The 14103-nt window shown below is 36.1% G+C and carries 22 protein-coding genes; 2 read left to right on the top strand and 20 right to left on the bottom strand.

Annotated features, from left to right (window positions below; translation table 11 throughout):
• Window positions 1–32: 32 nt before the first annotated feature.
• Together U473_RS13505 and U473_RS13500 are read right to left on the bottom strand one after the other, a co-directional pair.
• On the bottom strand, window positions 33–455 hold the full coding sequence (locus tag U473_RS13505) for an OsmC family protein (RefSeq protein WP_068727295.1): 423 nt from the start codon (window positions 453–455) through the stop codon (window positions 33–35).
• Between the two features lie 26 nt (window positions 456–481).
• Entirely contained in the window at window positions 482–1105 is a 624-nt protein-coding gene (locus U473_RS13500; RefSeq protein ID WP_068727293.1) for a stage II sporulation protein M, read from the bottom strand.
• 138 nt (window positions 1106–1243) lie between these two features.
• Here U473_RS13500 and pdaB point away from each other — a divergent pair, with 138 nt between their 5' ends.
• Window positions 1244–2008, top strand: a complete 765-nt coding sequence (gene pdaB / locus U473_RS13495; protein WP_068727290.1) for a polysaccharide deacetylase family sporulation protein PdaB — start codon at window positions 1244–1246, stop codon at window positions 2006–2008.
• Window positions 2009–2105: 97 nt separating this feature from the next.
• Here pdaB and U473_RS13490 read toward each other — a convergent pair whose 3' ends face one another.
• Complete coding sequence (locus U473_RS13490; RefSeq protein WP_069799537.1) at window positions 2106–2522, bottom strand: DUF1694 domain-containing protein; 417 nt, start codon at window positions 2520–2522, stop codon at window positions 2106–2108.
• Between the two features lie 100 nt (window positions 2523–2622).
• Between U473_RS13490 and gerD the strand changes: the two genes are divergently transcribed.
• On the top strand, window positions 2623–3261 hold the full coding sequence (gene gerD, locus U473_RS13485; RefSeq protein ID WP_082732549.1) for a spore germination lipoprotein GerD: 639 nt from the start codon (window positions 2623–2625) through the stop codon (window positions 3259–3261).
• Window positions 3262–3330: 69 nt separating this feature from the next.
• Here gerD and U473_RS13480 read toward each other — a convergent pair whose 3' ends face one another.
• The 17 genes from U473_RS13480 to U473_RS13400 all read right to left on the bottom strand — a co-directional run bounded on the left by U473_RS13480 (window position 3331) and on the right by U473_RS13400 (window position 14092).
• Window positions 3331–4404 (bottom strand): Mrp/NBP35 family ATP-binding protein, encoded by a 1074-nt coding sequence (locus U473_RS13480; protein WP_068727286.1) that lies wholly within the window; start codon window positions 4402–4404, stop codon window positions 3331–3333.
• 84 nt (window positions 4405–4488) lie between these two features.
• Complete coding sequence (gene cwlD / locus U473_RS13475) at window positions 4489–5202, bottom strand: N-acetylmuramoyl-L-alanine amidase CwlD (protein ID WP_068727284.1); 714 nt, start codon at window positions 5200–5202, stop codon at window positions 4489–4491.
• 114 nt (window positions 5203–5316) lie between these two features.
• Window positions 5317–5709: a 30S ribosomal protein S9 gene (rpsI, locus tag U473_RS13470; RefSeq protein WP_068727281.1), complete on the bottom strand. Its 393-nt coding sequence runs from the start codon at window positions 5707–5709 to the stop codon at window positions 5317–5319.
• A 16-nt stretch (window positions 5710–5725) separates the two neighbouring features.
• Window positions 5726–6163, bottom strand: coding sequence for a 50S ribosomal protein L13 (rplM, locus tag U473_RS13465; protein ID WP_068727279.1), 438 nt, complete (start codon window positions 6161–6163; stop codon window positions 5726–5728).
• Window positions 6164–6329: 166 nt separating this feature from the next.
• Window positions 6330–7064 carry a tRNA pseudouridine(38-40) synthase TruA gene (gene truA / locus U473_RS13460; protein WP_068727716.1) on the bottom strand — a complete coding sequence of 245 codons (735 nt, stop codon included), beginning with the start codon at window positions 7062–7064 and terminating at the stop codon, window positions 6330–6332.
• Between the two features lie 20 nt (window positions 7065–7084).
• Window positions 7085–7882, bottom strand: coding sequence for an energy-coupling factor transporter transmembrane component T family protein (locus U473_RS13455; RefSeq protein WP_068727277.1), 798 nt, complete (start codon window positions 7880–7882; stop codon window positions 7085–7087).
• On the bottom strand, window positions 7879–8745 hold the full coding sequence (locus tag U473_RS13450; RefSeq protein WP_068727275.1) for an energy-coupling factor transporter ATPase: 867 nt from the start codon (window positions 8743–8745) through the stop codon (window positions 7879–7881). The genes U473_RS13455 and U473_RS13450 overlap by 4 nt, the downstream gene beginning before the upstream one ends.
• Window positions 8730–9557: an energy-coupling factor transporter ATPase gene (locus U473_RS13445; RefSeq protein WP_068727272.1), complete on the bottom strand. Its 828-nt coding sequence runs from the start codon at window positions 9555–9557 to the stop codon at window positions 8730–8732. The genes U473_RS13450 and U473_RS13445 overlap by 16 nt, the downstream gene beginning before the upstream one ends.
• 100 nt (window positions 9558–9657) lie before the next feature.
• The gene (gene rplQ / locus U473_RS13440) at window positions 9658–10023 is read right to left on the bottom strand and encodes a 50S ribosomal protein L17 (protein ID WP_068727271.1); all 366 of its coding nucleotides are present in this window, start codon (window positions 10021–10023) and stop codon (window positions 9658–9660) included.
• Window positions 10024–10055: 32 nt separating this feature from the next.
• Window positions 10056–11000 carry a DNA-directed RNA polymerase subunit alpha gene (locus tag U473_RS13435; protein ID WP_068727267.1) on the bottom strand — a complete coding sequence of 315 codons (945 nt, stop codon included), beginning with the start codon at window positions 10998–11000 and terminating at the stop codon, window positions 10056–10058.
• Window positions 11001–11212: 212 nt separating this feature from the next.
• Window positions 11213–11608: a 30S ribosomal protein S11 gene (rpsK, locus tag U473_RS13430; RefSeq protein WP_068727264.1), complete on the bottom strand. Its 396-nt coding sequence runs from the start codon at window positions 11606–11608 to the stop codon at window positions 11213–11215.
• 14 nt (window positions 11609–11622) lie between these two features.
• Window positions 11623–11991, bottom strand: coding sequence for a 30S ribosomal protein S13 (gene rpsM / locus U473_RS13425; protein ID WP_068727262.1), 369 nt, complete (start codon window positions 11989–11991; stop codon window positions 11623–11625).
• Between the two features lie 18 nt (window positions 11992–12009).
• Window positions 12010–12123 carry a 50S ribosomal protein L36 gene (gene rpmJ / locus U473_RS13420; RefSeq protein ID WP_003322638.1) on the bottom strand — a complete coding sequence of 38 codons (114 nt, stop codon included), beginning with the start codon at window positions 12121–12123 and terminating at the stop codon, window positions 12010–12012.
• A 31-nt stretch (window positions 12124–12154) separates the two neighbouring features.
• On the bottom strand, window positions 12155–12373 hold the full coding sequence (infA, locus tag U473_RS13415; RefSeq protein WP_068727259.1) for a translation initiation factor IF-1: 219 nt from the start codon (window positions 12371–12373) through the stop codon (window positions 12155–12157).
• Window positions 12374–12375: 2 nt separating this feature from the next.
• Window positions 12376–12687: a KOW domain-containing RNA-binding protein gene (locus U473_RS13410; RefSeq protein ID WP_068727714.1), complete on the bottom strand. Its 312-nt coding sequence runs from the start codon at window positions 12685–12687 to the stop codon at window positions 12376–12378.
• Between the two features lie 11 nt (window positions 12688–12698).
• Window positions 12699–13442: a type I methionyl aminopeptidase gene (gene map, locus U473_RS13405; protein WP_068727257.1), complete on the bottom strand. Its 744-nt coding sequence runs from the start codon at window positions 13440–13442 to the stop codon at window positions 12699–12701.
• Window positions 13442–14092 (bottom strand): adenylate kinase, encoded by a 651-nt coding sequence (locus U473_RS13400; protein WP_068727256.1) that lies wholly within the window; start codon window positions 14090–14092, stop codon window positions 13442–13444. The genes map and U473_RS13400 overlap by 1 nt, the downstream gene beginning before the upstream one ends.
• Between the last annotated feature and the right edge of the window lie 11 nt (window positions 14093–14103).

Raw genomic sequence — 14103 nt, 5'->3', positions numbered from 1 at the left:
CCTAAAAATAGGGTATTTTTTTATGGTTTTGTCTATAGATCGTATTTCTCGCCATTTATTTCAAAGCTAGCAGTAATTTGAGCATTTAAAGATTTGGATACTGAACAATAAGTTTCTTGTGTAAGCTTAACGGCTTTTCTAACTTTCTCTTCTACAAGGTTTGGACCTGTTAATTTGTAATTGATGTGTATTTTTGTAAATCTTTTTGGATGTTCTTCTGCTCTTTCAGCATCAATTTCCATATCAAAGGTCTCAATATCTTGGCGCATTTTCTTAAGAATAGAAACAACATCCATTCCTGTACATCCACCTAAACCAATAAGTACGGTTTCCATCGGTCTTGGCCCTTTGTTTTCTCCTCCTACTTGAGGAGCAGCATCTAATAAGACGGAGTGCCCTGATTGTCCAGTGCCCTCAAAAGCCATATTCCCTTTCCAAGCAACATTCATTTTCATATTTTTATCACCTCATAACAATAAATTTAATTAAGATTAGATAGGTTTGTCAACAAGTATCCTGTTAAAGTACTCTCGATGATTGCTGCTACAAACAAAATGGCAACTAGCCCTATTAGGATATAAAAGATTTGTTTTATTGTGTGCCAAAGATACAAGAAGTTATACTTTCTTTCCTGCCTTTTAAACACCTCAACACTTGCATGAAAAAAAGCAAAACCTAACTTCATTCCAAATGCTGCTGCAATGATAATAGCTGGTAATTCCAGGATTCCATGTGGTAAAATCCCCAATATTGCAAAACGAATCGTTTGACCGGCTTCCAGTAAACTTTTTAAGATATATCCAATAAATAAACCATTCATAAATAAGAGAAACATTGGATAGATTCCAAATAAAATACCTAGGGAAATCATCAAGAATGCAAGTCTCATATTATTAACAAAAATAGTGTAAATCATATAAAATACACTATCCTTTTCTTTGATTTCTCCAACAATATTCTGCAATTGTTTAATAAGAGTTTGTATGTAAGCATTATTCTGATCAATAAAAAAATATCCAACCAACAAACTCATGAAAAATATAAGACTAGCCAATTTTATGTTTTTCTTATTCTCAATTATTGCAGCCCAAAATAATTTAAACATTTGGAACACTCCCTCTACCTTCTAATTTTTATCATATCATATTTATTCCATTTTTTCTTCATTTAAAGGTTAAGCATATCCTTGTCTCACATGCATATATATGTATATGAAACAACCTATCATTGGAGGTGAAAAAAAATGAAAATTATATGGGTTTTAAGCGGAAAAAAGGTTAAACAATTTTTAGTTGTTCTTACCGCATTCCTTTTTACCATAGGGATTGTATATACTGAAAAGGAAAGCATTACTGTCTTTACCAACAGTGACGACCCAAAAGCACTTTATAGTGTAAATACAAAAAATAAACAAGTTGCTTTAACCTTTGATATTAGTTGGGGTGAAGAAGTTCCTGTTCCTATCTTAAATATCTTAGACCAACAAGGACTAAAAGGTAAAGTCACCTTCTTTTTATCCTCACCATGGAGCGAAAAACATCAAGACATTGTAAAAAGAATAGCTGATAGCGGTTATGAGATTGGAAGTCATGGCCACAAACATGTAAATTATAGTGAGTTGACTGATCAAGAGATTGAAAGTCAAATTCTAAAAGCAGAATCGATTTTAGAAAACCTTACTGGGCAAAAACCAACTTTAATTCGTACACCAAATGGAGATTTTGATAAGCGAGTTTTAAGAATTGCCGATCGTTTAGGCTATACTGTAGTTCAATGGGATACAGATTCAAGAGATTGGATGAAACCGGGCGTAAACGAAATTGTCAAAAGAGTAACAGAAAGAGTGCATCCCGGAGATATCATTTTAATGCATGCTAGTGATTCAGCAAAGCAATCTATTGAAGCTTTACCCATCATTATTGAAAATTTAAAAAAGCAAGGTTATACGTTTGTAACTGTTTCTGAACTTATTTCTAATGCAAAAATTAATTCAACTGAAGTTGAATAGGGTTAAAGCTAGACACGTAGGTCTAGCTTTCGTCTTTTTTAATGGTAAAATATAACCTTCTTTTTTCTTCGTGAGCCACGCAGTATGAGAATATGCTTCAAAACGAATCATCACTTTGGGCTTTCTTTGCTAACACCAAACCAATGTCTCCTTTAAATTCTTGGTCGCTAACTACAGACATTTCTAATCCTCGCTCTTTAACCTCTTTCATCATTTCTACTATGAATGTAGGATTAAGTTCTGCATGTAAGACCACTAGTTGAACCCTATGATCCTTCAGATTTTCTTTTATTTTTTTCATAATTGAGGAATGCTTCAACTCGTCGAACCTATATGTATATAGTATATTTCCTAGGTTTTGGCCTAATAAATTAGCCTTTTCTTTATCAAAAAACACTTTATTATCGTTTGCTATTATTCTTTCGATTCCTGTTCTTTTTTCGATTTGATGCATGGTTTCTAGAAGAAAATCATCTTCAACTTGTGATAAATTTTTCTCATTTTCTTTGTCCATTTCTTTTTTCACCAACCTCTTTCTACAATATTTTTTTTTCATAAAATTTTAGCTTTTAAGGCATATTATTAGGTAAGGATACGATTAGGAGGGGTGGGTTTTGGTCACTCATAGATATTATAAAATTTACACCTATTTTACCTTTTTACTCATAACTTTAATCTTATTAAGCGGTTGTAATGCTTTTCGAAAATCTGAGTCTTCCTCAATGCCCAATTATAAAGAATTAAAACAAATGGTAGTGGATATTCTGCAAACAGAGGATGGCAAAAAAGCTGTTGCAGAGGCTCTTAATGACCAAGAAACGAAAAAGAAAATGACCTTAAACACTAATGATGTTCAGAAAATTATCCAAAATGAAGTTTTATCCCCTGAGAATAAAGCAAAATTGAAAAAGATGTATGAAGATCCCAAATTCGCCTCTGAATTAGGAAAGACACTTAAAAAGGAAAATGAGAAAATTTTAAAGGATTTAATGAAAGACCCTGATTATCGGAAAATGGTTATTGAAACAATGAAAGACCCTGAATTTGAAAAAATGATAATGGATGTAATGAAATCAAATGCATATCGTCGGCAAATGATGCTTGTTATCAAAGATTCTTTAGAAAGTCCTATGTTCCAAGATGATTTGCTTAAATTGATGGAAAAAGCAAATGAGGAAGCTTTAAAACCTGAAAAAGAGAAGGGTAAGAAAAAAGAAGATACAGGAAAAACTGGTGAAGAACAATCCCAGTAAGTGAATAAAATATAAAAGGCCTTCTAACTAAACGTTTGGGTAGAAGGCCTCTACATAGCGAATACAATATTACGCTTTTTCAATTATTTTTTGAGCCAATTGTTGATAGATTTCTCCAGTAACACTTCCCTGAGGATAGACAGATGGAGCAAATTCTTCCTCGTCTTCACGGTCAGGTGCCCCAATTGGGATTTGTGCAATCAATTCGGTATTTAATTCTTCGGCAAGTTTCCTTCCGCCATCTTTTCCAAAGATATATTCCCTTTTGCCTGATTCACATTCAAAATAAGACATGTTTTCTACTACACCAATAATTTCATGATTTGTTTTTAAAGCCATTGTGCCTGCTCTAGCTGCCACAAATGCTGCTGTAGCATGAGGTGTAGTTACAATAATTTCTTTACTTTGGGGAATGGTACTATGCACATCTAATGCCATATCACCTGTACCTGGTGGCAAGTCTAAGACAAGATAATCTAACTCTCCCCAATGGACTTCTTCGAAAAAGTTCTTCAACATTTTACCAAGCATAGGCCCACGCCAAATAACAGGTGTATTGTCCTCAACGAAAAATCCCATCGACATGACCCTAACTCCAAAACGTTCTACTGGCAAAATCACGTTATCAATTACAGTAGGTCTAAATTCAATCCCCATCATGTCAGGCACGCTAAAGCCATAGATATCAGCATCAATTAATCCAACTTTCTTTCCGGTTCTTGCCAAAGCAACTGCTAAATTAACGGAAACAGTTGATTTCCCTACCCCACCTTTACCACTCGTGACTGCGATAAATTTCGTCTTAGAATCAGGAGCTAATAATGGTGAACCTTTTTGCGGATTTAATGAAACCGTATTCTTATTTCCATGTAATTTTTCTGCTAGAGCAGCTCTTTCCTCATCAGTCATTGAGCCGAATGTCAAATCTACTTCTTTTGCACCGATTGCCTTTAATGCTTTTTCGACATCTTGTCCAATTGTTGCCTTTAATGGACATCCTTGTATGGTTAATACAATCTCTAACCGAACATGATCCTCATTTATTTCGATGTTGCGCACCATATCAAGTTCAACAACACTTCGATGGATCTCTGGATCTTCAACGCCTTTTAAGGCCTCAAGGATTTGTTCCTTTGTAATCATGTTGGCACCCCGCTTTACTTTTACAGTTTTTCATAGTACAAACTTTATTATAGCATAAAATATTCCCCTCGTAGTGAGTGATTTTTATTCTGCAGGAACGTCATCACCTGAATAGTATCTTAATATTCCCTGATAAATAGCGAAAGCGATTTTCTGCTGGTATTCTGTTTGATTTAATAAAGCTGCTTCTGTAGGATTTGATAAGAATCCAACCTCTACCATGGTAGACGGAATATTCGCATATTTTAATACCATAATATCGTTACGGGGTAGGGCAACACGATCTGTATTTTTTAGGTTGATCCTTAATTGCTCTTGGATTAACCTAGACATTTGTTCATTTTCACTTCGAATTGGATAATAAAAGGTTTGTGCCCCATGCCATTTTTCTGAAGGAATACTATTTAAATGAATACTAATAAAAAAGTCTGCATCACTATCATTCGTTAATCTCACTCTATTTTGTAGATCCTCAAGTTTTCGATTAGCGATTCCTCTTGTATGTTCATCTGCCAAATCAACATCTGATTCTCTTGTCATGATCACTAATGCTCCAGCCTCATTTAAATAATCCTGTAGATATTTTGTGATTTTCAGGGTGATATCCTTTTCAACGATACCATCTTTACTGACTGCACCTCCATCAGGGCCACCATGTCCAGCATCTAAAATAAGGATTTTACCTGATAACGGAAGGGACCATACAGACCATGAATCATTTATAGGCACATCATACAACATGATTGTAATTAGCAAAACAAGTGCTAAAATAAAGCTTACGATTTTCATTTTCAACATCGATTTTCCCCCTTGCTATCTTTCTTCCCTTTCATAATGTATGGGACGAGTTAGGGGTTTATGACAAAAAAGAAAAGCACCCAAAAAAATGAGTGCTTTTGAAATCGAAAAAAATTAACGTTTAGAGAATTGTGGTGCACGACGAGCAGCTTTGAGACCGTATTTTTTACGCTCTTTCATACGTGGATCACGAGTTAAAAATCCTGCCTTCTTTAATGTAGGGCGATACTGAGAATCTACTTTTAATAATGCCCTAGCGATTCCATGACGAATCGCTCCCGCTTGACCAGTAAATCCGCCACCTCGAACATTTACTAAAACATCATAGGCATTGGTTGTATCTGTTGCAACCAATGGTTGTTTTACAATTAATTTTAATGTTTCTAAGCCAAAATAATCATCTAAATTGCGTTTATTGATAATGATTTGACCGTCCCCAGGTACCAAACGTACACGGGCTACAGAATGCTTACGACGACCTGTACCATAGTATTGAACTTGTGCCACAAGCTAAACCTCCTTATTAGCCTCTAATTTCCCAAACTTCTGGTTGTTGTGCTTGATGTGGATGTTCTGATCCAGCATAAACTTTTAATTTCATACCTTGTTTACGACCTAATGAACCTTTTGGTAACATACCTTTTACCGCAAGTTCAATCATTTGTTCTGGTTTATTCTTAACCATATCAGCAGCAACTGTTACTTTTAAACCACCTGGATAACCTGAATGACGGTAGTATTTTTTGCTTTGCATCTTCTTACCGGTTAATTCAACTTTACCAGCATTAATAATGATTACAAAATCTCCCGTATCTACGTGTGGAGTAAATTGTGGTTTATGTTTACCGCGAAGGATTGTTGCAGCTTCAGTAGCTAAGCGACCAAGTGTTTTACCTTCAGCGTCGATAATGTACCATTTACGTTCAACTTCGTTAGGTTTTGCCATGTATGTGGTACGCATCGTTTTCCCTCCTAATCTATTACAAATCATCTTTATCCATTATACAAATTCATAGTTGTTCTGATTTTATTTTAAGACCCGGGGCTAGTGGGTTTTAAAATACCAAAGAATATAATACTATACTCAATCATAAGAGTCAAGGATTTTATACGCGAGGTTCTGTTGTCTAATATTGGACATCCCAAAGTGTAAGTCCCTTTGCTGGCGCTGTTAAACCTGCTAATGATCGATTCTTTTTTTCGAAAAGTTCCATTACTTCTTCTGGATCCATTTTATTTCTGCCGACCTCAACCAATGTTCCCACCACGATTCGAACCATATTATACAAAAAACCATTACCTGTAATCTGAAAATAGATTTCATTTTCCTTCTTCCAAAGATCTGCGGCATAAATTTTCCTTACTTTATTTTCGACAGTGGTTTTTGCTGAAGAAAAAGCAGTAAAATCATGTTCCCCTATAAATACTTTGCTTACTGCTTTCATTTTTTCCACATCCAGTGGGTATGGATAATGCCAGGTATAATGCCGGCGAAATATGTTTACGTATGTATGATGATAGATAGAATATCTGTATGTCTTTTGTCTTACGTCAAACCGAGAATGAAATTCTAATGGGACCTCACTAGCAGAATTGACAACAATATCTTCTGGCAAAAGAGCATTTAGTGCAACAGGCCATTTAGATAAGGGCATCGAGTGGTTAATCTTAAAATTACAAACTTGTTTTTTTGCATGTACTCCTGCATCTGTTCTTCCCGATCCAATAATCTTAACTGGTTGGTTAGTCAGTCTTTGCAATGCATCTTCTAATTCTCCTTGTATCGTTCGTTGATTTGGTTGGACTTGAAACCCATGGAAAGCTGTCCCATCATAACTAACTTCTAGTTTAATATTCTTTATTTCTTCCATCTAAAAACCCCTCAAACTGTTATCATTAAAATAAATAGGAAAAGGAAAATGAACATAAGTAAAAGATCCCTCCATGTAAATACAGACACTCTTAACCTTGTTCTACCTTTTCCACCTCGATAGCCTCTGGCCTCCATAGCAATTGCTAATTCATCTGCACGTTTAAATGCACTGATAAATAATGGAATGATGATTGCCACCATATTTCTTACTCGTTTATGAATTGGACCAGATTCAAAATTTGCGCCTCTGGCTGTTTGGGCTTTTATAATTTTGTCTGTTTCATCAAGTAAAGTTGGAATAAAGCGAAGTGATATAGACATCATTAAAGCCAATTCATGTACAGGTACCTTTAAAAAAGTGAAAGGATACATCAACCTTTCAAGTCCCATAGTTAAATCTATCGGAGATGTGGTTAAGGTTAAAATAGTCGCAGTTAAGACAAGAAGAAGCAATCTTATCGAAATATAAATCGCTTGTTTTACCCCCTCTTCATAAATGGTTAACCAGTGCCACTGAAATAAAAGGTTACCCCCTTTTGTCATGGATAGATGGAGAATAATCGTTAATATAATCATCCAAAAGATAGGGAGTAATCCTTTAAAATAATAAGAGAAAGGAATACGTGAAAGAATAACTCCTGATAAAATAGTTAAGATGAGAACGAAATAGCTTGTTAGATCCTTGGCAAGAAAAACAAGGATAATAAATAAAAACGTAAAAATAAGCTTTGATCTTGGATCAAGTCGATGTAAAAATGATTGATTCGGTATGAATTGTCCGATAATCATGTATTGAGATAGACTCATACTTTTTTCCCCTTCAATAGCCAATCGATTAAATATTCTTCTAATTCTTCCCTAGAAAAACAATCAAGGGGGATAGGCGGATTTATTTTCTGGTTTAATCGTTGAATAAATTTCGTGATATCAGGAATATCTAGGCCTATTTGCTGTAAACGTTCTTCTTCCTTAAAAATTTCCTTAGGGGTTCCCTCTAATATGATCTTTCCTTGATTCAACACAATAAGACGTTCAACCATATTTGCAATATCATCCATACTATGTGAAACCAAGATTGTTGTCATTTCTCTGGACTGATGTAATTCTTTAATCATGTTGAGAATTTCTTTTCGCCCTTTTGGATCTAAACCAGCAGTTGGCTCATCTAAGATTAATATTTTAGGTTGAAAGGCAATGACTCCTGCGATTGCAACTCTTCTCATTTGTCCCCCACTTAGTTCAAAAGGGGAACGTTTTGCAAATTGTTCATAGTCTAGTCCTACTTGTTTCATTGCTTCTTTTACACGTATTGCTATAAGCTCCTCTGGAAAGTCAAAATTTCGGAGTGCAAAAGAAATATCCTTTTCAACGCTTTCTTCAAATAATTGATGTTCAGGGTATTGAAAAACCACCCCAATCTTATTCCTAATTAGTGATAGATTTTTCCTTTTGGATGACCACGCTAAATCTCCTACTTTGATTGTTCCATTTGTGGGAAGGATGAGTCCACTTATCAGTTGAATCAGTGTCGACTTACCTGATCCAGTATGTCCGATAACACCAATGATCGATCCGCTCTTTATCGTTAGATTTACTTCTTGTAAAGCAATTTTCTCAAAAGGAGTATTTTTCATATAAGTGACAGAAACATCTTTTAACGTAATGTCCATAATGCCTCAATAAACTCCTCTTCTCTCACAAGATCGGTATGAAATGAATATCCTTTTTCTTTAAGTCTATGAGCTAAATCAACGGCAATCGGTACATCTAACCCTGTTTCTTCCAAAAGATCTTTTTTAGACAAAATCTCTTTAGGGGATCCATCTGCAATTATATATCCTCGATCCATGATGAGAATCCGATCAGCCAATAAGGCTTCTTGAACAAAATGAGTAATATGAAGAATGGTAATTCCTTCTTCCTCATTTAATTGTTTTGCCACTTTGAGGACTTCGGCTCTTCCTATTGGATCAAGCATGGATGTCGCTTCATCAAAGATAATCACTTTAGGTTTCATCGCAATGATGCCAGCAATCGCTACTTTTTGTTTTTGGCCTCCAGAAAGATGGTGAGGTTCTGTGTGTTTATATTCTTCTAGATTCACCTTCTGTAAAGCATCTTCAACCCTTTTGGCCATTGCACTTGATTCGATCCCCTGATTTTCTAACCCAAAAGCAACATCTTCTTCGACCGTACTTGCGACAATTTGATTATCAGGGTTTTGAAAGACAACCCCAACATGTTGCCTAATATGCCAAATCAAATCCTCATTTTTTGTATCGATTTGGTCTACGATCACTACGCCATCTGTAGGATGTAATATTCCATTTAGACATTTAGCTAATGTAGACTTTCCAGAACCATTTGGGCCTAATATCGTGATAAACTGTCCCTCAAAAAGATTTGTAGTTAAATTGTTTAATACCCTTTCTGCATTCTTATACTGAAAGGAAAGATTCCTAAGTTGGATGATTGGTTGCATGTTTTCTGCCTCCAAAGTAAAAAAACTTTCTAAAATCATAAAGAAAAAAGGGCATTGAATCAGAATCAAATGATTCTGCCCTCACCCTTTTCTTTCATCATTATTCTACTAATTCTAAATATACCATAGGTGCTGCGTCCCCGCGGCGAGGCCCAATCTTTAAAATACGTGTATATCCCCCTTGACGTTCAGCAAATCGAGGAGCAATTTCACTAAATAGTTTTTGAACTGCATCCTGACCACTTTCACGATCAGCTACTTCTTTTCGAACATATTCTGCAACTTGACGTCTTGCATGTAAATCGCCACGTTTTGCAAGAGTAATCAATTTTTCAGCAATTGAACGAACTTCCTTCGCCTTTGATTCAGTGGTTTCAATACGTTCATTAATAATTAAATCAGTCACGAGATCACGGAACAGTGCCTTACGTGCTGCTGAATTACGACCAAGTTTTGCGTATGCCATCCCTTGTCCCTCCTTTATTCAGTTCACAAATTCTACTCTTCTTTTTTAAGTTCAAGTCCAAGTTCAAGCAACTTTTGTTGAACTTCTTCCAGTGATTTGCGCCCAAGATTACGGACCTTCATCATATCTTCTTCTGTTTTCGTAGTTAATTCCTGCACGGTATTGATACCAGCACGTTTCAAGCAGTTATAGGAACGAACAGAAAGATCCAATTCTTCAATGGTCATCTCAAGAACCTTTTCTTTTTGGTCTTCTTCTTTTTCCACCATAATTTCCGCTTCTTTTGCTTCTTCAGTTAAGCCAACGAATAAATTGAGATGTTCTGTTAAGATCTTTGCTCCTAAACTAACAGCCTCTTCAGGATGAATACTGCCATCAGTCCATACTTCTAAAGTTAACTTATCATAGTTTGTAACCTGACCTACACGAGTGTTATCTACTGTATAATTAACCCTTGTAATCGGAGTATAAATGGAATCGACTGGAATAACTCCAATCGGTTGATCTTCCCTTTTATTCCTGTCCGCTGGAACATAACCACGACCACGGTTCGCATGAATTCTCATATGAAATCTTGAATTTTCATCGACCGTAGCAATATGAAGATCAGGGTTTAGAATCTCAACATCACTATCTGCACGAATATCAGCAGCAGTGATATCCCCACCACCATCAACATCAATTTCAAGAACTTTCTCTTCATCAGAGTGAATCTTTAAGGAAAGCTTCTTAAGGTTTAATATAATCTCTGATGTATCTTCAACGACACCAGGAATTGTAGAAAATTCATGAAGAACACCATCGATTTGAATAGAGGTTACAGCAGCACCTGGCAAAGAAGAAAGAAGAATTCGTCTTAGAGAATTACCAAGTGTTGTACCATATCCTCGTTCTAAAGGCTCTACTACAATTTTCCCGTAAGTAGATTCTGAATTAATTTCTACGACTTCAATTCTAGGCTTTTCGATTTCGATCATTTATCTAAACCCTCCTTCAAAACGTCCATTTCAATGGCAACCACGATATTCGAGGGTAAGGTACCAAAAAAGAACAATCGGTGGTACCGTTTATTAACCTAACCATGTTCTAAAATAAGTAGATCTAGTTGAGAGAGTACATACTTACCCTATCTTACCATTCTATTATTCACATGTTCAGGCAATCTATACATCTATTGGTAAAAATATCACTAGACACGACGACGTTTTGGTGGACGGCAACCGTTATGAGGTATCGGCGTGACATCTTTAATCATATTAACCTCTAGTCCAGCTGCTTGTAAGGAGCGAATAGCTGCCTCACGTCCAGCACCAGGACCTTTAACTAATACTTCAACAGTTTTCATGCCATGCTCCATTGCTGTTTTGGCAGCTGCTTCAGCAGCCATTTGTGCAGCAAAAGGGGTACTTTTTCTTGAACCTTTAAACCCAAGTGCACCTGCACTACTCCAAGAAATTGCATTACCATGTGTATCAGTGATGGTAACAATGGTGTTGTTAAAAGTAGACTTAATATGTGCTACTCCTGACTCAATATTTTTACGATCGCGCCTTTTTGTACGAGTTGTGGTTTTTCTTGTAGCCATTTCGTCATCCCTCCTTACTTCTTCTTGTTCGCTACGGTACGACGTGGACCTTTACGTGTACGTGCATTGGTTTTAGATTTTTGACCACGGACAGGTAATCCACGACGATGACGAATGCCTCGATATGAACCAATTTCAATTAGGCGCTTAATATTAAGAGCCACCTCACGTCGCAGATCTCCCTCAACCTTAACGTTTTTGTCGATAATTTCACGTAATTTTGCTACTTCATCTTCTGTTAAATCACGTACTCTAGTATCTGGATTGATTCTTGTTTCAGTTAAAAGTTTTTTGGATGTTTGAATACCAATACCATAAATATAGGTTAATGCAACTTCTACTCGTTTATCACGAGGTAAGTCTACACCTGCAATACGTGCCATTTAACACACCTCCTTGAATTAACCTTGTTTTTGTTTGTGTTTTGGGTTTTCACAAATGACCATGACTGTGCCTTTACGACGAATAACTTTGCACTTTTCACAGATTGGTTTGACGGATGGTCTAACCTTCATGTTTATAACCTCCTTATGTGCAAACAAATACCTACTTATAACGATACGTAATCCGACCACGTGTCAAATCATAAGGTGATAATTCTACAGTAACTTTATCACCAGGTAAGATCCTAATAAAATGCATTCTAATTTTCCCTGAAACGTGAGCCAAAATTTTGTGACCATTTTCTAATTGGACTCGAAACATTGCATTAGGAAGAGGTTCAATCACTGTACCCTCAACTTCAATCACATCATCTTTAGCCATTTTCATTCTCCTTTCTCTTCATCCAAAGGCAAGCGGTTTGAAAGATAATCCTGCAAGACATATCGTAATTTTGCATTTGTCACTTTGCCGTTTTTATCTAGAGAATCTACTATTTCTTTAGAAATATACCCAGTTGCTCGTATATGGCGAATGTTTTTCCTTTTTGGTTGGTCAAACTTACGTTTATCACCATCTGCAATGAATATATACCGATCGTTTTCTTTCCCAATAATAACCCCGTATTTCCCTTTTTCGCGTCCTGTTAAAATCTCAACGATTTCACCTATATTTAATAAAGGCTGTTCTTTTATCATCACTTCACCCATCATTTCGTCAAAATTTCATGACCAGACTCTGTAATGATAATCGTGTGCTCAAAATGAGCACATAATGAATGATCTTCAGTAACTACAGTCCAGCGATCAGCTAATGTTTTAACATATCGCTTTCCCATATTTACCATCGGCTCAATCGCTAATGCCATCCCTGGCTTTAGTATAGGACCTCGATTGGGTGGGCCATAATTAGGAACTTGTGGATCTTCGTGTAGATTCTGTCCAACTCCATGACCAACATATTCCCTAACAATAGAGTAACCAAAAGCCTCTACATGTTCTTGAATAGCGTGCGATATATCAGATAATCTATAGGCTGGAGTAGCCTTTTCCAGTCCTTTATATAATGATTCTTCTGTAACTTTCAATAATCGATCTGCTTCGTCAGAGATCTTCCCAACAGGATAAGTCCAAGCAGAATCACCATGATATCCCTTGTATTCTGCCCCGATATCAATACTAATGATATCTCCTTCTTTTAATACACGATCACTTGGAATACCATGAACCAATTCATCATTTACAGAAGTACATATACTTGCTGGAAATCCTCCATAACCTAAGAAAGAAGGAATGGCTCCTTTACTGCGAATGAATTCTTCTGCAATATGGTCAAGTTCTTTTGTTGTAATTCCAGGGCGAATTGCCTCTTTTAAAACTTGATGAGTCTCTGCAACAATTCGTCCAGCAATTCGCATCAGGTCAATCTCAAAATCGGATTTACGTATAATCATTACGCCTGACCTCTCAGTATTTTTTCAATTGAATGAAATACCTCATCGATCTCTTGATTACCCTCTATTGTTCGTAAGACTTGCTTATTCTGATAGTAATTCAATAATGGTTCAGTTTGCTTGATATTTACCTCAAGTCTTGTTGCGACTGTTTCTTCTTTATCATCATCACGCTGATAAAGTTCTCCGCCACATTTATCACATCTTCCCTCAATTTTAGGAGGGTTATAAATAATATGATAAGTAGCACCACATTCACGACAAATTCTACGACCAGTTAGACGATTTAATAATAGATTCTTGTCTACATCTATATTGATTACATGTTCGATCTCTTTATTCATTTCGCCAAGCATTTTATCTAGCGCTTCAGCTTGAGCTACTGTACGCGGAAAACCGTCTAGTAAAAAACCTGAGTTTGTGTCTTCTTTACTTAGACGATCTTTCACAATACCAATTACGACTTCATCGGGTACAAGCAATCCTTGATCCATATAAGACTTTGCTTCTAATCCCATTTTAGTTCCTTCTTTTATTGCGCTTCTAAACATATCTCCAGTAGAAATATGTGGGATTAGAAATTCAGCAACGATTTTTTCAGCTTGAGTTCCCTTACCTGCCCCCGGAAGACCCATGAGCACGATATTCAAAAAACATCCCT

Source organism: Tepidibacillus decaturensis, assembly GCF_001561915.1.
Taxonomy (GTDB): Bacteria; Bacillota; Bacilli; order Tepidibacillales; family Tepidibacillaceae; genus Tepidibacillus_B; species Tepidibacillus_B infernus.
The sequence above is the reverse complement of the archived record's forward strand: the minus strand, read 5'-3'. Positions and strand labels throughout refer to the sequence as shown.